The organism is Nostoc sp. MG11, from assembly GCF_014904695.1.
GTDB lineage: Bacteria > Cyanobacteriota > Cyanobacteriia > Cyanobacteriales > Nostocaceae > Komarekiella.
The window spans coordinates 87,862-110,147 of the sequence record NZ_JACXXN010000010.1 but is presented as its reverse complement, the minus strand read 5'-3'; the positions used below and the strand labels follow the sequence as shown (position 1 = coordinate 110,147).

General features: G+C 42.6%; 22 protein-coding genes. 8 read left to right on the top strand and 14 right to left on the bottom strand.

Annotated features, from left to right (window positions below; translation table 11 throughout):
• Positions 1-37: 37 nt before the first annotated feature.
• The 4 genes from HCR01_RS16550 to HCR01_RS16535 all read right to left on the bottom strand — a co-directional run bounded on the left by HCR01_RS16550 (position 38) and on the right by HCR01_RS16535 (position 5,022).
• Positions 38-2,314, bottom strand: coding sequence for a transglycosylase domain-containing protein (locus HCR01_RS16550; RefSeq protein ID WP_193197233.1), 2,277 nt, complete (start codon positions 2,312-2,314; stop codon positions 38-40).
• A gap of 504 nt (positions 2,315-2,818) precedes the next feature.
• Positions 2,819-3,382 (bottom strand): hypothetical protein, encoded by a 564-nt coding sequence (locus HCR01_RS40445; RefSeq protein ID WP_193197232.1) that lies wholly within the window; start codon positions 3,380-3,382, stop codon positions 2,819-2,821.
• Positions 3,383-3,856: 474 nt separating this feature from the next.
• The gene (lspA, locus tag HCR01_RS16540; protein WP_193197231.1) at positions 3,857-4,333 is read right to left on the bottom strand and encodes a signal peptidase II; all 477 of its coding nucleotides are present in this window, start codon (positions 4,331-4,333) and stop codon (positions 3,857-3,859) included.
• Positions 4,334-4,434: 101 nt separating this feature from the next.
• Entirely contained in the window at positions 4,435-5,022 is a 588-nt protein-coding gene (locus HCR01_RS16535; protein WP_193197230.1) for a biotin transporter BioY, read from the bottom strand.
• A gap of 789 nt (positions 5,023-5,811) precedes the next feature.
• Here HCR01_RS16535 and pstS point away from each other — a divergent pair.
• From pstS to HCR01_RS16510, 5 genes are all read left to right on the top strand, one after another.
• The gene (pstS, locus tag HCR01_RS16530) at positions 5,812-6,984 is read left to right on the top strand and encodes a phosphate ABC transporter substrate-binding protein PstS (RefSeq protein ID WP_193197229.1); all 1,173 of its coding nucleotides are present in this window, start codon (positions 5,812-5,814) and stop codon (positions 6,982-6,984) included.
• Positions 6,985-7,198: 214 nt separating this feature from the next.
• Positions 7,199-8,149, top strand: coding sequence for a phosphate ABC transporter permease subunit PstC (pstC, locus tag HCR01_RS16525; protein WP_193197228.1), 951 nt, complete (start codon positions 7,199-7,201; stop codon positions 8,147-8,149).
• Positions 8,150-8,169: 20 nt separating this feature from the next.
• On the top strand, positions 8,170-9,051 hold the full coding sequence (pstA, locus tag HCR01_RS16520; RefSeq protein WP_193197227.1) for a phosphate ABC transporter permease PstA: 882 nt from the start codon (positions 8,170-8,172) through the stop codon (positions 9,049-9,051).
• A gap of 57 nt (positions 9,052-9,108) precedes the next feature.
• Positions 9,109-9,915 carry a phosphate ABC transporter ATP-binding protein PstB gene (pstB, locus tag HCR01_RS16515; RefSeq protein WP_193197226.1) on the top strand — a complete coding sequence of 269 codons (807 nt, stop codon included), beginning with the start codon at positions 9,109-9,111 and terminating at the stop codon, positions 9,913-9,915.
• Between the two features lie 305 nt (positions 9,916-10,220).
• The gene (locus HCR01_RS16510) at positions 10,221-10,466 is read left to right on the top strand and encodes a ribbon-helix-helix protein, CopG family (protein WP_193197225.1); all 246 of its coding nucleotides are present in this window, start codon (positions 10,221-10,223) and stop codon (positions 10,464-10,466) included.
• Positions 10,467-10,555: 89 nt separating this feature from the next.
• Here HCR01_RS16510 and HCR01_RS16505 read toward each other — a convergent pair whose 3' ends face one another.
• From HCR01_RS16505 to HCR01_RS40440, 7 genes are all read right to left on the bottom strand, one after another.
• A complete protein-coding gene (locus HCR01_RS16505; protein WP_193197224.1) occupies positions 10,556-10,822 on the bottom strand; it encodes a type II toxin-antitoxin system RelE family toxin in 267 nt (88 codons plus the stop codon).
• On the bottom strand, positions 10,819-11,046 hold the full coding sequence (locus HCR01_RS16500; protein ID WP_193197223.1) for a hypothetical protein: 228 nt from the start codon (positions 11,044-11,046) through the stop codon (positions 10,819-10,821). Before HCR01_RS16500 ends, HCR01_RS16505 begins: the two co-directional genes overlap by 4 nt.
• A gap of 167 nt (positions 11,047-11,213) precedes the next feature.
• Positions 11,214-11,459: a hypothetical protein gene (locus tag HCR01_RS16495; protein ID WP_193197222.1), complete on the bottom strand. Its 246-nt coding sequence runs from the start codon at positions 11,457-11,459 to the stop codon at positions 11,214-11,216.
• 257 nt (positions 11,460-11,716) lie between these two features.
• Positions 11,717-14,578 (bottom strand): pentapeptide repeat-containing protein, encoded by a 2,862-nt coding sequence (locus HCR01_RS16490; RefSeq protein WP_193197221.1) that lies wholly within the window; start codon positions 14,576-14,578, stop codon positions 11,717-11,719.
• A 42-nt stretch (positions 14,579-14,620) separates the two neighbouring features.
• A complete protein-coding gene (locus tag HCR01_RS16485) occupies positions 14,621-14,830 on the bottom strand; it encodes a hypothetical protein (RefSeq protein ID WP_193197220.1) in 210 nt (69 codons plus the stop codon).
• Positions 14,831-15,088: 258 nt separating this feature from the next.
• Positions 15,089-15,562, bottom strand: a complete 474-nt coding sequence (locus tag HCR01_RS16480; RefSeq protein WP_193197219.1) for a hypothetical protein — start codon at positions 15,560-15,562, stop codon at positions 15,089-15,091.
• Between the two features lie 101 nt (positions 15,563-15,663).
• A complete protein-coding gene (locus tag HCR01_RS40440; protein ID WP_193197321.1) occupies positions 15,664-16,854 on the bottom strand; it encodes a Rid family detoxifying hydrolase in 1,191 nt (396 codons plus the stop codon).
• Positions 16,855-17,093: 239 nt separating this feature from the next.
• On the opposite strand from HCR01_RS40440, the gene HCR01_RS16470 reads away from it, so the two are divergent.
• The gene (locus tag HCR01_RS16470; RefSeq protein ID WP_193197218.1) at positions 17,094-17,402 is read left to right on the top strand and encodes a hypothetical protein; all 309 of its coding nucleotides are present in this window, start codon (positions 17,094-17,096) and stop codon (positions 17,400-17,402) included.
• A gap of 2 nt (positions 17,403-17,404) precedes the next feature.
• The gene (locus HCR01_RS16465; protein ID WP_193197217.1) at positions 17,405-17,713 is read left to right on the top strand and encodes a type II toxin-antitoxin system VapC family toxin; all 309 of its coding nucleotides are present in this window, start codon (positions 17,405-17,407) and stop codon (positions 17,711-17,713) included.
• A 730-nt stretch (positions 17,714-18,443) separates the two neighbouring features.
• On the opposite strand, the gene HCR01_RS16460 is transcribed toward HCR01_RS16465, so the two are convergent.
• Positions 18,444-18,875 (bottom strand): NUDIX domain-containing protein, encoded by a 432-nt coding sequence (locus tag HCR01_RS16460; RefSeq protein ID WP_193197216.1) that lies wholly within the window; start codon positions 18,873-18,875, stop codon positions 18,444-18,446.
• Between the two features lie 166 nt (positions 18,876-19,041).
• Here HCR01_RS16460 and malQ point away from each other — a divergent pair, with 166 nt between their 5' ends.
• Positions 19,042-20,580, top strand: a complete 1,539-nt coding sequence (gene malQ / locus HCR01_RS16455; RefSeq protein ID WP_320073127.1) for a 4-alpha-glucanotransferase — start codon at positions 19,042-19,044, stop codon at positions 20,578-20,580.
• 58 nt (positions 20,581-20,638) lie between these two features.
• Here malQ and HCR01_RS16450 read toward each other — a convergent pair whose 3' ends face one another.
• On the bottom strand, positions 20,639-21,454 hold the full coding sequence (locus HCR01_RS16450; protein WP_193197214.1) for a helix-turn-helix domain-containing protein: 816 nt from the start codon (positions 21,452-21,454) through the stop codon (positions 20,639-20,641).
• Complete coding sequence (locus HCR01_RS16445; protein ID WP_193197213.1) at positions 21,426-22,241, bottom strand: pseudouridine synthase; 816 nt, start codon at positions 22,239-22,241, stop codon at positions 21,426-21,428. Before HCR01_RS16445 ends, HCR01_RS16450 begins: the two co-directional genes overlap by 29 nt.
• Positions 22,242-22,286: the final 45 nt, after the last annotated feature.

The following is a 22,286-nucleotide window of genomic DNA, read 5'->3' as shown; positions in this document are numbered from 1 at the left end:
ATTCGTAATTCATAGTTGAAAATTACGAATTACGAATTTACCTTGTAATTCTCCTCATATAATTTCCCCACAACTGAGCCGCTTGAGCACTACTACCAGATGTCGGGGAATTGTTGTCGTTTCCTAGCCAAACACCTGTTACGAGTCGTCGATTGGGAATAAAGCCAATAAACCACAAGTCAACGTTTTTATCAGTTGTGCCTGTTTTTCCAGCTTCCCCTAGCCCAATGGCTGCGCTGCGGCCAGTCCCTCTTGTGACTACCCCACGCATCAAGCCAGTCATCTCATCGGCTACACCATTTGGCAGCACTCGTTTATTGGCGTCCCGACGATCTCGATCAAATGAGTAGATCACACGGCAGGTTTTAATATTGTTGCGATCCTTGCAATCACCACTGTCTAGAATTCGACTGATCGCATGGGGAGGGTTCCACACACCGCGATTGCCAATAGCACCAAAAGCGCCAGTCATTTCTAAAACATCAACCACACTTTGACCCAATACTAAGCCAGAAACAGGATCGAGAGGCGATTTTATCCCCAAACGCTGCGCCATCGTTACCACTTTATCTAGCCCGACTTCTCTGGCAACTCGCAGCGCGATCGGATTTTCTGAAAGTGCAAGCCCGGTAGCAATATCTAAACTAATGTCAGCACCAGCACGACAAGGTTTGTAAGTAAAGCCTTGCCAACTCAAATGAGAGCAAGAATAAGTCTTTGATGCTGGAATCCCTTGCTGAACAGCAGCACTGTAAGCAAAAATTTTGAAGGTAGAACCGGGTTGTCTTTTAGCTTGGACAGCGCGATTAAATTGACTTTTTCTGTAATCAGTTCCGCCTACCATTGCGAGGATGCTGCCACTACTGGAGTCAAGGGTAACTACCGCTCCTTGAGAAAAATTAAAATTTGCACCAGCGCTGTTTACAGAATTACGCAAAGCTAGTTCTGCCTGAGCTTGAATTGCTGGGTCGAGCTGAGTCTCAATGATGTAATTTCCTTCTTTGGCTGCTCCTTCCCCCAAAATTGATTCGAGTTCTTGGAAGACATAACTATAAAAATAAGGAGCGATGGTTTTAGCTTGTTGTTCGCAGACTTTGGGGTTGACTTGGACAGTGGAGCGTCTGGCTCGGTTGGCATCATCTGGTTTAATTTTGCCCATCTCCAGCAATCGCTTAATCACGCGATTGCGATATTCAGCTGCTTCTAACTTATTTGGCCCATCCCCGCAAAAATCGAAAGCGTTAGGGGCTGGTAAAATTCCCACTAAAGTCGCTGCTTCAGAGAGAGTTAATTCTTTGGCTGACTTATCAAAGTAATACCGGGCAGCATCCTCAAAACCGGAGGTATCAGCTCCTAAAAAAACCCGATTTAAATAGGTCAGCAAAATTTCATCTTTGCTGTAAAACGTTTCTAGCTTCAAGGAGACAATTGCCTCCCGTAATTTGCGTCCGAGGGTGTCCTGTCTGCCTACATATTCGCGGAACAAACTGCGTGCAACTTGCTGGGTTACAGTACTCGCTCCTTGCTGCACATCTCCACTGCGGCTATTTACCAACACGGCTCGCAAAATTCCCAAGGGGTCAACCCCAAAGTGCCAGTAATAACGGCTATCTTCTGAAGCGACGACAGCAGCAGGCAAATAAGGGCCAAAGTCCTCCAATTGCTTCATGTCTACGTGGGAAGTAGTTCGAGGTTCTCGCAAGGGAGTAGCTCCATCACGGGCATAAACAACCACTGGGGCGCGGGTCGCTGTCGGTAGAGGTCTTACTGAAAATTTTAGCCATTCGACGCCAATGACTAACGCCAACAAGGCACTAGCACCGCCAATACCATAAGTTGTCCATGTTGCTGCTTTGACATGCCAGGCTGGTGGATCAACGTATTGCAGGCGCACAGAGGCAGCAAGTTCTGGTGGCCCCAGAGTGAGGATATCGCCGTGACGTAGTTCTAAGGAACTGACCCGACGCTTACCACGATAAATACCATTGGTGGAGTTTTCATCTTTGATGATGAAAACAGGTGTACGTTGAGTAGAATCCCGCGACAGTGACAGGTGAATCTGGCTGACAACTGGATTACGGATTACAATATCGCTGGATTTAGAACTACGACCTAGGATATAGCGATCGCCCAACAGCGGATATACCTCCGCTTTATCCGCCCCCGCATCCTGCACCCACAGTTCCGGTACTTTGGCATTAGGCTTGAGCGCCAGTTTAGAAAAATCAACCCTAGCTTGGATAGTATGTACTGCTTGAGTCAGTTGACCAAGTAAGGTTTGAGGCTTTCGAGGGGGCTGGGTGGGGGAACTCATCGGCTATTCACATCACACTTTTTTAGTGAAAAATCGGGGCAATTGCAATCTCAAATGTTAATCTTCCACCATTTTACTCATAAGCCAAAGAAGAAATTGGCTATACGTAATTATTAAAGATTTAATTTTATACCCAAAAATATCTAATAAGCAGAACTGCATTATTAATTTTGTCACTTAATTTCTAAAGACACTGTTGTTTTTACAGTTCTCAAGTGCTTATTTTATGTACCTTTTATATTTTAAGAAAAACAACCAGTCCTTTGATTTTTGTAATTTTAAACACTACTAATCAATCAATAAAGGATTGAATTTACCGCCTTAACACATAAACAAATTCTGAAACAAATGTAAACATCCTCATTTAGGCAGATTTTATAAATCTCATTGTCTGATTTAATAGGTCGAGAGTTCCGTTGAGGTTAATTTCAGAATGATGGGAAAATCTCTGACCCTGATTGGTACAGCTCTAACTTTGGCACTCTCCACTAGTGTTGCTGTTGCTCAATCTAGTAAATCCCCTATAGCCCAATCCAGCAGTGAGTCCACCAGTTCACCAACGGAAATCAAGATGTCGCCAGAAGGAATGAAAATTCTGTGCGAGAATTTCCCACTTAATTCCCGTTGTCCTGGTGGCACACCAGTCACTCCCAGCACCCCTGGTAGCACTACACCAGAAGAAACCACACCTTCTGGTAGTACTACTCCCGAAAGTACAACTCCAGCACCAGAAGGCGTCACAACACCTGAACCTGGTAGCCCCGGTAACTTGACTCCAGTACCAGGAAGCCCAACATCACCTGAACCTGGTAACCCCGGTAACTTGACTCCAGTACCAGGAAGCCCAACATCACCTGAACCTGGTAGCCCCGGTAACTTGACTCCAGTACCAGGAAGCCCAACATCACCTGAACCTGGCAGCCCCAGTAACTTGACTCCAGTACCAGGAAGCCCAACATCACCTGAACCTGGCAGCCCCAGTGACTTAACTCCAGTACCAGGAAACCCAACACCATCTGAACCTGGTAATCCCGGTAGTACTACCGAACCAGGCTCTAGTCCCAGCACAGCTCCAGATTCTACGCCAACAGCTCCTACTCCAAGTAACTAAAAGTAAGAGCTAAGGATGATGTGCTGCAAATTGGTGATCAACAATAATTGGTGCATCTAACATCAGTCACTAGTTAAACTAATTAGTGGCTGATGCAAGTATCTGGAAACAATAGCTCAAGTCATCTCACATAGAAATGAGCAGTGTTTCACTCGTCAACAGCCTGGGGTTATCAATCCCAGGTTTAGTCGTTTCAAAATCACTGGTAGATTTTTTAGCTATAAGGCACTGTCTTTTTTGGCATGTTATGTGCAATAATATACATTAAGTAGCTAAGCGTAAATAAATTAAAGTAAAGTTTGTAGTAGAGACTTTAATCCTGATCATCCTTGTTTTGAGCGATGAATCGCTCACTACAAACTAAGATAATTTCGTATTTAATTATACTTATCTGCTACTTAATCTTTTATTTATAAATAGTCTTTACAGGGCTACCGCGATCTGCGATTGGAAGTCGGTGTTTTTTGCAGAGAGGCAATTAGCAGGCAAACAATGCCAGTACTAATAAATGAATCTGCTACGTTAAATACAGCGAAATTAATCAGGCGAAAATCGAGAAAATCAACGACGTAGCCTAAAACAAACCGATCAATACCATTACCGATAGCACCACCTAAAATCAAGCCATAGCCAAGTTGATCCCAAAGGCTTAACACTGGGCCAAACAATGCTAATGCTATCAATACCAAACTCACTCCTAAAGATAGCCAGCGCAACCACTCTACTTTCCCACTTAACAAACTAAAAGCTGCGCCAGTATTAGTGACATAGGTGAAGTGAAATATACCAGGTAAGAGTGGTAGTGTCTGTCCCAAGCTGAAGGTTTGCACCACCCAGTATTTTGTCAGTTGGTCTAAGAAAAAAGCTATGAAGGAAGCAATCCAAAAAAGGCGATTTTTTAAATACATTGTGAATTAGTCATTGGTCATTGGTCATTGGTCATTGGTCATTGGTCATTGGTCATTAGCTTTTAACAAAGGATAAATGACAAAGGACGAATAACAACGAACTAATAAAACATTAAGTGACGCAATATAAATGCTATGACACTGACGGCGCAGACTACAGCTAGTTGCCCAGGTAGTGCAAACCAAGAGTATTTGAGGATTGCTTGCATTAATGGTAAATTTTCTGTACCTTTCCACTGAAAAAGATAGCTAATAATCAAATAAGTAATACCGCATAGGTGGAGAGTCAACAAGCCGCAAATGCAACTAAAGGCAAGAGTTTCTAGTCGAGGTCTAGCTTTAAAGGCGAAAAAGCCACAAACCCAAGCTCCAGGAATAAAGCCTAGCAGGTAGCCGAACTGAGATAGCTTGACATAACCGATACCGCCGCCATCAGCAAATACAGGTAGTAAGGTTAACCCCATGACTAAATAAGCAATTTGCGAGAGCGCACCAGCGTTTTTACCCCCTAAACAACCCACCAATAGCACTGCGCCAATTTGAAAAGTGACACCTAAAGAAAAAGTCTGAATTCCATGCTTACTCCAACTCCAAGGTAAGGTGATGCCATAAGCTTCTAAGAAAGTGCCACCCATTGTCAGGAGTAAGCCAATCATAGACCATAGTAATTGATTGGAAACGGCAAACATTTATTAGGCAAAAGGGGGAAGGGCAAAAGGGAAAACCAACAGAAACCAGTATAGACATTAATATCTAAATAAAATTTGTGCTGACACCTCAAGAAGTAGCATATTTCCTTTTGCCTCTGCGTTTGGTGTATAACTTGTCAGTTCTGAAAATTTTAGCTCAGACGTCCATAGCCCAATTTTCGTGACTGAGGCGTGGTTTTAATTTGCTACTTGAGCCGATAGTGTAAAATAAATGCTCACATAATGCTCACATAATTAGTATATATACTGCTGATTTTACTCAAACCAGATTTCGCTGCAAAATGTTTAAGATAGTTTTCTAACACACTATTTGGATTTTGGGCGATCGCGCAAATATTCTCTATACATAGGAAATTTGATGTTCCTTTAGTAATAATTTCACTGATTCAGTTGTTTCGCTATTGACTTTAGATTCATACAAGGCAAGGCATAATGCACAATTAAAGTTTATTATTAAACTTAATTAAACACTGGGGCATACCATTTTTTGTTATTTATTTACATCTTTTTTGATAACCCGACAGATGAAATCACACCACAGCTTGTGTTTTGTAAACATGTAGAAATAAAAATTTGAGTGTGTTTTTTATAACAAATACTTTTTGAAGAAGTATAAATTTTATCTAACTAAAGAGGGAACAAGTGTTTGATCTTCATCTAAAAAAAATATGTTTTTTTGACTTTGTTAACCTTTTGTTTACCTTTAGCTTTACCATTTGAGGGTATCTTAGAAGCGCTCACCTGGAAATTTACTAAGAATCGATAGCGATGCTTTCATCTGTAAATGTAATAAAAAATCATCGTCTCACAGCTTCAATTTCAGTGTTAGCACTGACAATTGGACTAGCTGCTTGTGGCGGACAGCAAACTTCAGATAATACAACTACTCCTTCTGGAACTGCTACAGATACTACTGCCTCTAGCCCAGCCAAGCTAGATCTTGGTGGAAACGTAAAATTAACCGGGGCTGGTGCATCTTTTCCTGCACCAATATACGATACCTGGTTTACGGATTTGAACAAAAAATATCCAAATCTGCAAGTTGACTATGCGTCAGTTGGTAGTGGTGCTGGAGTTCAGCAATTTATCAAGGGTACTGTAGATTTTGGTGCTAGCGATGTTGCTATGACGCCAGAAGAAATTAAGAAAGTACCACAGGATAGAGGCGTGATTTTACTACCTGTGACTGCTGGTAGCATCGTACTGGCTTACAATTTACCAGATGTTCCAGAACTAAAATTACCACGAGCAGTTTATACCGACATTTTGCTAGGCAAAATCAAAACTTGGAATGACCAGAGAATTGCTGCGGCTAACCCTGGTGCTAAGCTTCCTAACCAGCCGATTGTAGTTGCTTATCGTTCTGATGGTAGCGGAACCACAGCTGTGTTCACAAAACACCTTAGCGCTATCAGCCCAGAGTGGAAGAGTAAAGTTGGTGAAGGCAGAACTGTCAACTGGCCTACGGGAGTTGGTGCCAAGGGTAATGAGGGTGTTACCGCCCAAGTTCAACAAACCCAAGGTTCTATTGGTTATGTTGAGTACACTTATGCCAAAGAAAACAATCTCAAGTTTGCTGCTTTGGAGAACAAAAGCGGTAACTCTATTGTAGCTACTGAGGAGTCAGCATCTAAAGCCCTAGAATCAGAACCCCTGCCGGCAAACCTTATTGGTTTCATTGCTGATCCGGCAGGAGCCGATGCCTATCCTCTCGTTACTTACACTTGGCTGTTGGTTTACAATAAATATCCCGATGCGGCAAAAGCCAAGGCAATGGAAGCCACCATCGAATACGCTTTAACTGAAGGTCAGAAGCAGGCTACTGCACTAGGGTATATTCCTTTACCTCAAAACGTAATTACAAAAGTTGCTGCTGCCGCTGATCAAATTAGTCCAGAATATAAAATCAACGTTGGTGGTGGTGCTAGCGCTAGCAAGTAGTGTTCAGCAATAGTCAATACTCAACAGTCAAAGTATGAGACATATCTAGTTAATAATTGCTTGACTGCTAGCTAGACTTGTTGCTTGATTAGCATTTGTAACTTGAAGCTTGAAGTGATTGACGTCTCAACTTAAAGAGATGATGAGGCGACAGTGTTACTAATCTGATTGCCTCCAATATTTTTCTCTGATTTAATTGTTAAAGTCGGTAGTTATGGCTACAAACGCTCAAAATCTTTCATCAGCGATTAAAAATCGCTCTGAGGCAGAAAAGTCGCTGGATCGGGGTTTTATTTGGCTAACTCGGATTTTCGCGTTTGCGATCGCTGGTACCTTATTATGGATTGCATTTCAGGTTGCAGTTGGAGCTTGGCCAGCTATCCAAAAATATGGTGCTGAATTTTTAGCTAACAGCACTTGGAACCCAGTTAATGATAATTACGGGGTACTACCTCAAATTTATGGAACTCTTGTGAGTTCTTTTATTGGTCTATTGATAGCTGTACCAATTGGGGTTGGCACCGCTATTTTACTGAGCGAGAATTTTCTGCCTCCAAAGGTGCGGCTGGTACTAGTGTTTTCGGTAGAACTGCTCGCAGCTATTCCCAGTGTTGTTTACGGCGTGTGGGGTATTTTCGTTTTAATCCCAATATTAACTGACTTGGGAAAATGGCTCAATAGTTATTTTGGTTGGTTGCCAATTTTTAGCACTGCTCCCACAGGGCCAGGAATGTTGCCCGCCGGAATCATCTTAGCAATTATGACTTTGCCGATCATCACAGCTTTATCGCGTGATGCCTTGATTTCTGTACCTCCGAGTTTGCGCCAAGCAGCGGTAGGACTAGGAGCAACACGCTGGGAAACAATTTTAAAGGTTCTCGTCCCAGCTGCTTTTTCAGGCATAGTTAGTGCTGTGATGCTAGCACTAGGTCGGGCAATGGGCGAAACAATGGCTGTGACGATGTTGATTGGCAACTCCAACAACATTAGTCCCTCTCTTTTAGCACCTGCCAATACGATCTCTTCTCTACTGGCGAATCAATTCTCAGAAGCCAGTGGTTTGCAAGTTGCAGCCTTAATGTACGCAGCTTTAGTTCTGTTTTTCTTGACCCTGGTAGTCAATATTCTGGCAGAGTTGGTCGTTCTCCGAGTCAAGCGAGTGTAGCGTAGTTTTGGGTTGAATTTATGACTTCTAGTTTTCCAGAGCGTAGTCTAACTCGCTCCGCCACGTCTCCCCGGACGCTGTTTAACACAGTGATGACTGTAGTAGCGTTTACTTGCGGAGTGTTAGCACTGATACCTTTGCTAGCAGTGCTTTCTTACGTCATTATTCAAGGTTTTAGCACTCTGAGTCCCAGCGTGTTCGTTGAACTACCACCCAAAGCTCTACAAAAAGGCGGGGGCTTTGGTAATGCAATCTTGGGAACACTCTTAATGGTAGGAATTGGGGCGCTAATTAGCATCCCTTTGGGTGTTTTAGGGGCGATTTACATCACAGAATTTAGTTCTGGTCAAGTAGCCCGATGGATACGTTTTGCAGCTAACGTTCTCAGTGGAGTTCCCTCAATTATTGCTGGGGTATTTGCCTATGGGATTGTAGTTTTAACATTAGTAAAACTGAACTTAGGCTCATATTCAGCTCTAGGTGGAGGGTTTGCGCTGGCAATTTTAATGTTGCCAATTATTTTGCGAACCACCGACGAAGCTTTGCAGTTAGTATCGGACGATTTGCGACAAGCATCTGTGGGGTTAGGAGCGACTAACTTTCAAACAGTGAGCCAAGTGGTATTGCCAGCAGCCTTACCTGCAATTGTAACTGGGTCAACGTTGGCGATCGCTAGAGCATCAGGAGAAACCGCACCCTTACTATTTACAGCTCTATTTTCCAACTTCTGGCCCGATAGCTTATTCCGACCCACAGCTTCTCTTGCTGTTTTGGTTTACAGATACGCTATTTCTCCGTTTAAAAATTGGCAATCACTAGCTTGGGCAGCCTCTTTAATCTTAGTATTGATGGTTCTAATTACAAGTATCATCGCTCGTTGGGCAACTCGCAAAAAAGTTTAATTAAATAACATTCCCAGGGCGAATTTTCATAGCTACAACTAATACTAGACTTACTTTATGGCTACTAACATCAGTACAGTGAATGACACTGAGACCGTTTTACGCACAGAAAATCTCAACGTTTACTACGGCAAGTTTTTAGCCTTACAAAATATTTGGCTAGATATTCCGAAAAATCAGGTGACAGCCTTTATTGGCCCTTCTGGTTGTGGCAAAAGTACTTTGATACGATGCTATAACCGCCTCAACGACCTGATTGATTCATTTCGGGCAGAAGGTAAGATATTTTTTTATGATAAAAACTTGTATGCAGCCGAAATTGATCCTGTAGAGGTGCGTCGGCGGATTGGAATGGTGTTTCAAAGACCAAACCCATTTCCGAAATCAATTTATGACAACATTGCTTTTGGAGCCAAAATCAACGGCTACAAAGGCAATATGGACGAACTGGTAGAACGGAGTCTGCGGCAAGCAGCTTTGTGGGATGAAGTAAAAGATAAACTACGCCAAAGTGGCTCAGCTTTATCTGGTGGACAGCAACAGCGGTTATGTATTGCTCGCGCGATCGCAGTTCAACCAGAAGTTATATTGATGGATGAACCTTGTGCTGCTCTTGACCCCATATCCACTTTGCGGGTTGAAGAATTAATTCACGAACTTAAAGAGCAATACACGATTGTCATCGTCACCCATAACATGCAGCAAGCTGCGCGGGTTTCTGATAAAACTGCCTTTTTCAACGTTCGGTCTACAGATACAGGAGGTCGTATTGGCTTCTTAGTAGAGTACGACTCGACAGAAGTAATTTTCAACAATCCTAAGCAGGAAGATACGCGAGATTACGTCAGTGGTAGATTTGGATAAAGATTCCACATTGCCTATGTTGCGTTAGTTAAATATGTACAGCATAAAAACAGTAATTTTCCCAAGTTACTGTTTTTATTTATTTAAAATCTTGTGATATGGCAGTTCTAATTAATCTGTGAAAAACCAGGTGTGAGCGTTAAAAGTGACAGTCACGCAATGTTTAGAATTAATCAGGGTTGCTATAGTTGGATTTCTTGTACTAGGACTTAGACATATAATGCTCGTGACTTCAATGGCATTGAGCAATTTGGCATAAAAATATTGACACCTGCGGAGTTTTTGCAATCTATTGGAGCATTGTCATGAGCAATCTCAGCATCCAGCTTCCTGACTCTTTGTACAAAAGTTTGCAGGAACTTGCCAAACAAGACGGCATTTCTATCGATCAGTTTGTGGCGACAGCAGTTGCGGAGAAAATCGCTGCACTAACAACTGAAATTTATCTAGGGGAGTTAGCAAAGCGAGGCACTCGAGAAAAATACGACGCAATTTTAGCGAAAGTACCAGATATTGAACCGGAATCTTACGACCAATTACCCACAGCCTAACAATTCAGTGCAGAGTCTTCACCTTCCTTTGCTAGGGCTAATAATACTATTTGTTTACTCTCTGGCGGTAGTTGCTTGATGGACTTGTGCTAACTTTCATCTTTATAAATCTCGCTACGATGTCCTACTTTAATTACAGTTACTATCAAAATATCATCATCTAATTCATAAATAACTCGATAATCTCCTACTCGAACACGATATGAATTATCATCACCTTGTAATTTTTTTACCCCGTTTGGACGAGGTTCTATTGCCAAGTCGTTGATTTTAGTTTGTATGCGCTCTTGTACGTCTAGAGGTAGTTTCCTAAACTGCTTTTTTGCACTCTTTGAAAACTTAACTTCGTAACTCACGCAACATCCTTTTTTATCTCGTTTTGAATTTCATCCCAAGACACAGTGCCATTAATGCGTATATCTTCTCTAGCTTCTTTAATAGCTTTTAAGTCTTCTTCATCTTCTACATCATCGATTCTTTTTAAAAGTGCGTGAATTTCATCTAAAGTACTATCATAAGCTTGATGTAGCAGTACGTTGATATCTTTAATTAACTGTTCTCTTTCGTGTGCTGGTTTCATTTTTAATCATCCTCAGTGGTTTTAACTTTTTTAGATTCTTATTTCAGAGTATCAAGAGATTTGACTAGCAATACCTGCACCGCTTGCATAAATATAAATATTTTTTTCTCACGCAAAGGCGCAAAGGCGCAAAGAATAATATGAAAATAATGACTTTGGTAAGAGGTCTAGTGTCTCTCCTCATGCACCAAGTCATCTATAAATGACTCACGTTCATCTTCTGACATACTGTCCCAATCTAAACCACGTTCAGCACACAAGCTCCGTAATTGAGTTTGGGCATACTCCATACGAGAATCGCGGTCTTGCTCACCTTCTTTTGCTAGGGCTAATAATACTACTCGTTTACTCTCTGGCGGTAGTTGTTTGACTAATTCAATTACTTGTTCATCGCTCAATGTCAGTTTTGGCATGGTTTTTACCGTAAAACTGGATCAGTTTTTCTTAATTCTTATTTCAGGGTATCAAGAGATTTGACTAGCGATGCCTCCGGCGGGCTACGCCTACGCCTACACATTGTCATGAGAAGGAGAAATCGCTTAATATTTTAATGCAATTGAGTTGAGCGCTGGTTTGCTAGGGTGCGTTAGCAGCAGCGGAACGCATCGAAAGTATCCAGAATGATGCATTAAGAATGTAATGCACTCTACAAATTTTTAATGTTTGTAAGTCACTCATCGGAGTCTGAAGCTGAACCCTCATTTAAGTCTGCTAAATTTTCGCCCTCAAAATTTGCCGGTTTAAGTCTTGGCCATTCAAGATTCGCCCCTACAAGATTCGCCTCTACAAGATTCGCCCGTTCAAGATTCGCCCGTTCAAGATTCGCCCGTTCAAGATTCGCCCCTACAAGATTCGCCTCTACAAGATTCGCCCGTTCAAGATTCGCCCGTTCAAGATTCGCCCCTACAAGATTCGCCCGTTCAAGATTCGCCCCTACAAGATTCGCCCGTTCAAGATTCGCCCGTTCAAGATTCGCCCGTTCAAGATTCGCCCCTACAAGATTCGCCCGTTCAAGATTCGCCCGTTCAAGATTCGCCCGTTCAAGATACGCCCCTACAAGATACGCCCCTACAAGATTCGCCAGTACAAGATTCGCCCGTTCAAGATTCGCCCGTTCAAGATTCGCCCGTTCAAGAATCGCCCGTTCAAGATTCGCCTCTTCAAGATTCGCCTTATAAAAGTCTTTCAAAACTAAAGTGCGACCTTGTAAATCTAAAAAACTCAAGCAATTCAAGCAAAACACATCAGTATAAGTATTGATTCTTTGCCCTTGCAAGCGGGAAATCCAGATACCAAAAGCTTCAGGAGTATGCCATTGAATCTTTGAAACTGTCTTTGTCACTCTAGCGCAAGCATTTAAGACAGCCAACAATGCTTCTTCTGCATTTCGTGCTTGTCTATTTTCTTCTTGAAAATCAGGTCTGGGAGTCAAACGTTCCATCGGCATTCCATGACGCAACATAAAACCAATCAGATGGCATAATGTCTGCTGCCAATTACCAACATCCGATGGATTTTGTAAAGGCATTTCATCTGCAACAAAGTTAAAAAGGTATTCATCCATAGGGGATGCACCGCAGAGAATTGCCCACCTTTTTAAAGCCTCGCGCTCATCCCATCCTTCATCTGGATCATCCAGGCGATCCTTGAGCTTTTTATGAATAAGTCTAACTTCTCGCACGATGCGTTTTGCTGTCAAATATTCACCAAAACTTTTGTGAGTAAATTCAAAAGTTTTTTCCTGTTCTTTAACTCCACTCTCTCGAAAATAAAAGGCAATCAAAAGACGAGTTACGCCTAATTTTGCATTTTCCTGAAACTTTTCTAAAAGACTCTTTAAACCACTGTGTTCACAATGGGCTTCAATCTCTCTGACTGTTGTTGTTCGTCCATCTCCATGCCAGGAAGCTAAAGCAATTTCTTCCAGGATGCGAACAAAGTCTTTTTCCTCAATTCCACGTATGGCTGGATGTTGATAATCAGCCCAACCGCGCTGATAAACTGCTGTGAGCAAATTTGCATAAATTGCATTCAGGTTGCCATCTGTAGGAAATTTCTTTTGCTCGTCAAAACTCAATGCTACCAGGTAATTCAGCAAGGGTTGGGCAGTAATTTCTGTAAGGTTATCTTGGTTTAACTCTTCTGGTAAACAATCATATTCCTGTCCGCTAGCATTGCCGTATTTCTGCCACCAAATCTGACGTTGATCTTGCTGCAACAAGTTTTGATCATCAATGTAATTCTTTCTCTCATCTTCAGTCACAAAATAAGGCAAGATATGCAATATTTGCTGTGGTTGGCGAAAGTCGCTACTATTTGCTTGCACTACCAGTTCCCGTCCACTGATTAACACTTGTAAGCAAGTTTCACGCCCATTAAACCGCTCTACTTTTCTTTGGACTTCACGCACAAATTGTTGAGCAATCTCAGTGGCAATTTTGCCCTGCATAGCAAGCTCATCTAAACCATCGAAGATAATGAGTAAGCGGGAATCAGCCTTATCTTTATCTAGCGGATTATGTCTGAGAAAGCCATCGTCTCGCACAAACTTACCAACTGCATCAACTAAGTCATCCGAGGGTTCAAAATGGTGCAAAGGAATAAATAAAGCCGGAATTTTCCCTTTTTCTGCTTGGTTAGCTGCAAAGATTTTGGCAAAGGAAGATTTACCACTTCCTGGGCCACCACTAATCACTCTAATGGCATCATTGCGATCGCCTTTTTCTAACCAAGTTTCTAGTTCAATTTCTAAGTCAAGAACAACGCGCTGATATTTCTCATCTTCTCTCATCCGGCGTTCAAATTCTTCTGACTTTTCACCCGCAACTTTTTGCTTATAGTAGGCGTGTAAAGGAACATAAACCTGTTTTAAACCAAAGGCTTCTAAAAGCATCGGTTCTTCAACCTGTTTTTGTAGCCAAGCTAAATAACGCTGCCATGACTGTTCCCGTTCATTGGCTTGAGTAAATGGGGTATCCAGTTCTGATTTTAAACAAGCATATTTTTCTGGATGTTTTGCCCACTCTTCATGTAAAGCAAACACAAAATAGGTAGGAAGACGATGACTAATTGTCTGTGCCTGGGCTTGATTGACGCTAAAGTATTTTAACCAGTCGGCAAAAGCAGTTTTAATCGCTTCCAGAATGGGCAAATCTTTGGGACGGCTAAAAAAATCTTGGTCAATACGCAATTCTATACTTTCTAGGGAATGGTTGAGGCGATCGCACAATTCCTCAAGATCACTCTCGTTTGGTTTTTCAAACAGTAACTCTTGATTTCCTTTTACCAAACTCACTATTGCTTCTACCAAAGAACGGTAAATTAGTAACCAAGCAACTTCCTCTGGTGCTGCTGTTAAACCTAGTGCTGCTGTAGCTTCTACAGCATCTTTGGCTACCTCTTCCCACTTACCCAAGACTCCATCTATCACACCTTTGCCTAGTGATTTAAATAGTTCCTTAAAGTCAGCGTTAATGGGTCTATTCCACAATGCAACAGGTTTGCTGACTGAAAATCCAGAGGTAGTGCTCATAGCTGTTGTATGACGCTGGTAGATGTACTGAGTTAATATATTTCAACAAGGTTTTATCAGATTTTTTCTGAAAACCAGCAGTAAATTTAATAATTTATCTAGATAAACTTCTAATTTCAGGCTCAAAGGCTCAACTGTCAGGCTCAAAGGCTCAATCGTCAGCCTCAAAGGCTTAACTGTCAGCCTCAAAGGCTCAACTGTCAGGCTCAAAGGCTCAATCGTCAGGCTCAAAGGCTCAACTGTCAGCCTCAAAGGCTCAACTTCCAGGCTTAGAGGCTCAACTTCCAGGCTTAGAGGCTCAACTTCCAGGCTCAGAGGCTCAACTTCCAGGCTCAGAGGCTCAAAAATGCCCTGACGACTAGAAGTCGCGGCTACACAAACAAAATTTGTATCTGCAGGTTACAAGAATCTTAGGATTTAAAACACGAAAGGGGCATAACAATGTTATGCCCCCAGAAAGAACGCGTATTGTACTTAATTAATAACTGCTGTTATCATCTATTTTATGCTTTAGCTGGCTGCGGCTTCGGGTTTATTTTTCTTGGAACGGCGGGTAAACCTGCGTCCCATTTCATCAATTACTGCATCTAAACCTGTGACATCACCGCTAGCTTTGGCATAGTTGTAAATTGCCAATGCTGCTGCATAAGCTTCACTACCAGCAGCGATACAGGTATCATCCACCAGTTCTTGCAGTTGCGTCAAAGATAACAGCACCGGATACAAGTCCTCATATATCGCCAAATCTCGGCGCATCTCTTCTAAATCAAAAGAACGGGGTAAAAATTCCGGGTTCTGTGTAGCCACTTCTAAGGCTTTTCTGACAAAGGCCCGACTTTTATCTCCCATCTTGACTATGGTGCGTCGGTCTTGGGTTGTCAAATCAATCAAGAACGGTAACTTTTCTCTAATTGTAGCGATCGCCTGCATGACTGCTTGCTTGTCTGCTGGGGCTAAGTTGACACTGATGCGATTTTCTGCCATTTCTAATACTCCTTTAGGATACTTAGTCTCAGTATTCCCAAAGTTATAGAAGCGATCGCATAAATGTAACCGTTAAGATTTTACTCATTGATACGTTTTTTCTAATCACTAATCACCGCTATACAGTCAATCTCTACCAACACATCTTTAGGTAAACGCGACACCTGAACACAAGCCCGTGCTGGGGCTGTATCTTCGGGGAAATATTTGGCATAAACCGCGTTTACTGCGGCAAAATCATTCATATCAGCTAAAAATACAGTGGTTTTTACCACATTTTGGAAAGTTGCACCTGCTGCTGTCAGGATAGCTTCCAGATTAGCCATTACCTGCTCAGTTTGCTTTTTTACGTCATCAGTATAAACGACATCACCAAGGCGGGGATCGATGGCAATTTGTCCAGCTATGAATAGAAATTGACCTGAAGCTGCGATCGCTTGATTATAAGGGCCCACTGGAGCCGGTGCGTTATCAGTACGAATTACTTTACGAGTCATAGATATCACTTTCTCTAACGATGTTTCCTGTTTACCGATTTCCATCTCAGAGGCGATCGGCTTGTAGATCTCTCCATCAGGCATTATCGCACCAGTCAGGTCTGCATCTTTAAAGGTTGCCCCGTAAATATTTGCTCCAGTTAAGTCGGCTTTTCTAAGATTTGCTCCGTTCAGCTTTGCCTTCATTAAATTCGCTTGTTGTAAATCCGCTCTCTCTAAATTTGTCTCTTTTAGACAAGCTTTTCTGAAATTTATGCCTCTGAGATTTGCTGCACCTAGATCAGCCTCAGCCATATTCATACCAGACAAATCTTTTTGAGATAAATTAACACCCCGAATCTTGACTCCCTGGAAATTAGTACCTTTGAGTGTCACATGAGTTAGGTTTGCTTGACTCAAATCAGCTTCAAACAAGTTAGCCCCACTTAAATTTGCACCACTAAGGTTAGCTCTCACGACATTTGTTTCTTTCAAAGAAGCTTCCGTTAGATTGGCAGAATTTAGCATAGCATCACTCAAATTGGCATTATCTAGGTCTGCCCAACTCAAATTTAAACTAGAACTTTCCACCAAACCACTTAAGTTTGCGCTTGTCAGAGATGCCCTAGTGAGATTTGTGCATTTAAGACATGCCTTACTCAGGTTGGCATTATTTAAATCCGCTCCTGTCAAATCTGCACTTGTTAGATCTATGCCACTCAGATTTGCACCTTTGAGGTCTACTCCTCTCAGATTTACTGAATCAAACTTTCGTTGACCTTTTGCATATTGTTTTAAAAGTTCCTCAGCATCTATAATGCACCCTTGAATACCACTGACACAGTATAATCACAAAAACTTTGTGTCAGAGGTATCCCTCTCCCCTCTTCCTTTGCGCCCTTGGCGTCTTCTCTGCGAGACGCTGCGCGATGGCGGTTCATTCCTCTTATCCCAACCTCGGACGTATTCCATAATGCTGTCAGGTCAGCACCTCGATCTCACTCGTATAATACTGTTACGACATGCTGCAAAACATCATTTATGAATAAACCAGAATGAATATTAAAGAACTACTGCTCCAAGAAATTGAATCGTCCTCAGATGTTCTACTAGCCCAAACGCTAGATTTTTTGCGTTTTCTTAAGACAAAATCAGGAACCGAGGAAATATCTCTTGAACTGTCAACGGAAAAAAATGATGATACTTCCAGTCATAAAACGAAACCGGAAATACAGGAAGCAACACCAATTCTTAGAGGCTTTAAAGCAGAAGACTTGCTAAAATTTGCCGGAACCTGGCAAGGGGATGATTTTGAGGAGTGCTTGCAGCTTGTTTACCAAACCCGTTCCCCGGCTGAATTTTAGTAATGTACCTCCTAGATACCAACCATTGTAGTCGGATAATTTTTGGAGAAACAAACGTCATTCGTCGGTTACAAGAACACATCGGCTTAGGGGTTGCAACTAGCGTTATTGTGCAAGGTAAACTCCTTTTCATGGTGCAAAAGTCTTCTCAACAAGAAGCAAATCTTCGCTTTGTCAGAACTTTTCTGCAAGCTATTGACCTTTATCCCATTAGTGGAGGGGTTGCCAATGTTTACGGTAGCCTCAAAGGAGAAATTGTCGAGTATTTTGGCCCCAAAGACAAAGCAAAGCGTAGAAAGTTTACAGTTTAAGATTTGGGTTTTAGCGATAACGACTTGTGGATAGCATCAACTGCTCATTGGTGTCAACTTAACTTGAAAGCTTAGTCTGATAAGCATTTCAAAGTTTTTCGATGTACCACCTAGATTTGAGATCCCCCCTAACCCACGCCAGTCGCTCCACTTGGGGAGATCCCAAGACCGCGCTGGCTCCCCTTTTTAAGGGGGGAATTAGAATCGAATGCCCCCTTTTGAAGGGGGTTGGAGGATCTGAAACTACTGGAAATTGAGTGTTTGAGCTTAAGTTGACACCAATGATCAACTGCTGTGCATCATAACTTCACCGTCGTCTCAGGGGATAGCGATTTTCAAAGGATACAACAGGTGCAAGCTTTAGCGTTGGAATCTTGGCTTTGATATCCTCCCAACAGCAACCGATTTCTACAGAACGTTTACGCAAACTGTATGTTGGGGAATTCCAGATATCTTCTCCCTTCTTCCTTCTCTTCTCTACGAGAGGCTGCGCCTAAGCGTAGCTATGTCGCAGGCTTTACGAGACACTGCACGTAGCTTGCTTCTCTGTAGGAGTACGCGCCCTTTGGTTCCTTCTGTGCGTCCTCTGTATTGAAAAGTGACGCTCCTGCGTCGCTAACGCTGCGCTAAATGTTCGCCGGTTCGCCTTTAGGCGTTCCCGTAGGGTAGCCGGCGCACCCTGCGGGATCTTGCTACATACTTTTCGCTGCGCCTCTGCGGTTCGTTCCTCCTACCCCAACCTCGGACGTATCCCATAATGCCGATACCGCCAATAATCCCGCAGAATTTTGTCATGGTCAAAACATAAATTCTCAGGCACACACCAAGACTCAAAAATGCCTACACTTTTGGCATCATCCCCAGCTTGAGGTTCTCCCGTCGCCGTCGCCAAAAACACAATACTAATTGTATGCTTGCGCGGATCACGACTGGGGTCAGAATACACCAGTAATTGTTCAACTAATTCCACCTGCAAACCCGTTTCTTCCTCAGCTTCCCGCTGTGCCGCCACTTCCACCCGTTCCCCATAATCTACAAAACCACCCGGTATAGCCCAACCTAGGGGTAGATTATGTCTTTCAATTAACACTATTGGCCGATGAGGTCGATCTACTAGTTCAATGATGATATCAACTGTCGGTGCAGGATTTCGGTAAGTCATAGTAATTACTCATTGGTCATTAGTCATTGGTTATTGGTCATCACCAACAAATGACAATCAAGATGAGTTTACTTGATTTACCCTGCAAATACTGTTCCGTGATAAATTCGATGCGATTGGCTTTGCCACTGCCCCTTGGGCGATCGCTTAGCGTGTCGTTTAAATAATCCCTCTCTCCTATCATTACAGGTTAAATATGCCTTTTCCTAGATCAAGCGGTATTTTGCTGCATCCCACTTCCTTTCCCAGTCGATTTGGCATCGGAGATTTAGGCTTAGAAGCCTATCGCTTCATTGACTTTCTCAAAGATAGCCATCAACAATATTGGCAAGTTTTACCATTAGGCCCCACCGGATACGGTAATTCTCCGTATATGTGCTACTCGGCAATGGCAGGAAACCCCCTGATGATAAGCCCGGAGAAACTGCTAGAAGAGGGTTTATTAGCTGAAAAAGACTTTGCCAACTTACCAGCATTTCCAACGGAAAAGGTAGATTTTGAGCAGGTTGTACCAATTAAGATTGGACTACTCAAAAAAGCTTGTGAAAACTTTAGAAATCATGCTACGCCCATACAGCAGAAAGAATTTGCAGGTTTTTGCGACAGCAAAGCCTATTGGCTAGATAATTATGCCTTATTTATGACACTGAAAGATGCTAATGAAAATGCAAGCTGGTATACATGGGAACCAGAACTTGTCAAGCGTGAACCGCAAGCATTAGATCAGGTACAGCGTCGGCTCAATGGTGAGATTTTTTATTACAAGTTTATTCAATTTGAGTTTTTCCGGCAGTGGTCAGAGCTGAAAAGCTACGCCAACATGCGTGGTATAGATATTATCGGTGATATCCCCATCTATGTAGCTCACGATAGTGCCGATGTGTGGGCGCATCCTGACATCTTTTGTTTAGATGAAGAGACTGGAGAAGCCGCGCAAATGGCAGGAGTCCCACCAGATTACTTTAGCTCTACAGGCCAATTGTGGGGCAACCCAGTTTATAACTGGGAGAAATTGCAAAAACAGGACTTTAAGTGGTGGGTGCAGCGTTTTGAGGCGATGCTGGATTATGTAGATATTATCCGCATTGACCATTTCCGTGGCTTTGAAGCTTTTTGGTCTGTGCCCCAAGGGGAAGAAACAGCTGTCAATGGAGAATGGGTAGAAGCGCCTGGAGAAGCTTTTTTTGAAGTTATTAAGCAGAAGTTGAGTAAGCTACCCGTCTTAGCCGAAGATTTGGGAGTAATTACCCCAGAGGTGGATGCGCTAAGAGACAAATATGAATTTCCCGGCATGAAAGTTTTGCAGTTTGCCTTTGGTTCTGATCCCGATAACCCGTTTTTACCGTTCAATTACCCACGAAATGCTGTAGTTTATACAGGGACTCACGACAATGACACAACAATAGGCTGGTTCAATACAGCTAGTGAATCCGAAAAGCAAAACTTGCTGCTTTATTTAGGTTGTATCAGTCCTGAAGGCGTTCACTGGGATTTAATTCGACTAGCTTTGAGTTCCATAGCGAATCAAGCGATTATTCCTTTGCAAGATGTTTTGGGATTAGGAAACGAAACGCGGATGAATTTTCCTGGTGTTGCTGAGGGTAACTGGGAGTGGCGCTATCAAGCGTCAGCTTTGACAGAAGAATTAGGCTCAAAACTGAAAAGTCTTACTAAACTCAATGGACGCGCTCCCAAAGAGTTTTAAGTAATGAGTGCTGAGTCCTGAGTACTAATAAAAATACTCATTCCGCACTCAGCACTCTCTAAGGCCTGGGCTTAGCAGCAATCTTGACTTCTTCTACTTTCCCTGGCTCTCCCATTTCCTTGGCTTTCTGCTGATTAACGCTCATTAAAACACCACCAGCATTATCAGTTTTCACCGTCAGTTGCTCTCGCGCTTTCCATGTGCGGCGAGTTCCCTCTGGGAGAGTACCTTCAAACTCGGTTTTGCCATCAGCTACGACACGAATCCAAGATGACGCTTTCAAGGTGACACCAATCTGTACTGGTTGCACCTGTTGGATGCTGCTGAGAGTATCACTAACAGGTTGGGCTTCTACTGATTGTTTTGGTTGTGTTAGCTCTGGTTTGACAACGTACTGTTTTTCTGAATCTGGCTCGTTTTGACTATTATTTGCTTGTAGCGCGGCATTATTCAATAACTGAGATAAGCCGTTTACAGTACATAAAATTAGGAATATGTAAAGAAAGTAAAGATGAATAGGACGTAATTGAGCGAGGGGTGAAGTTTTCCCAATAGGTTGGGAGTTAACTGGTTGAGAACTGATGGGAAAAGTACTAGCAAATTCTGTTCCGTTAAAACCCAATGCGTCGGCAAATTGCCTGATAAAACCTTGAATATAGACTGGTTCTGGCAAATCGTTTAAATTACCTTCTTCGATCGCCTGCAATAACCGCCGGGGAATCTTTGTTAATATAACTACTTCTTCTAGAGATAAACCCTGTTCTTGACGCGATGCCCAAAGTTGAGCGCCCATTTCTGCCAACTTTTCAGATCGTTGCTGCTCTAACGAAAGTACTGCCTGATCATTATTCTTCTTCTTTCTTAGCCATTTCATGCTTTTTTACACTCCTTAACTCAGCTGAATCTTTAATAGGTTGCTTTACCTGCTCTTGCAAAAAGCGAATCTCATCATTTTTTAGGGAGCGATAGTCACCCTCGTTTAAAAAGGGTTCCTTCGGGTTTTGTAATTGAATTGGGCCTATGGCAGTCCGATGCAGCTTGATAACTGGGTATCCCAACTGTTGGGCGATACGGCGAATCTGGCGATTTCTTCCCTCCTGCAAAACAATTTCTAACAAGCTTTGATCAGCCAAACTTTCTATCAGGTGTACCTTGGCTGGTCGTGTTTTTCTTCCCTCCAATACCACACCCTGACGCCACATTTGCAGTACTGCTTTTGGGGGATGTCCTTTTACCAAAACACGATATGTCTTAGAAATACTGTGACGTGGATGAGTTAGCCGAAATGTCAGATCTCCGTCATTTGTGAGTATTAAGGCTCCTGTGGAATCTGCATCTAGCCGCCCCACTGGGTGAATACCTGACCCTTCGCGTAATTCTTTTGGTAGTAGATCCAGGACTGTCGTCCTTCCCTGCGGGTCGTCGCAAGTCGAAACCACGCCAGCTGGTTTATGCAGCAACAAATATATTAAAGCCGGACGCTGTTTTTCAAAGACAGGCTTACCATCAACCGCGATCGCATCTTTTTGGGGATCAACTTTTTGACCTAAATGTGCTAATACCCCATTTATTTGCACACGCGACTGCCGAATCATTTCTTCGGCTTCACGACGTGAGGCAATACCCCACTGAGCAAGAATTTTTTGTAACCGTGCCTCCATGTGGAAATTGCTGATTTTTCTGTTAACAATTACATGATATTTGCA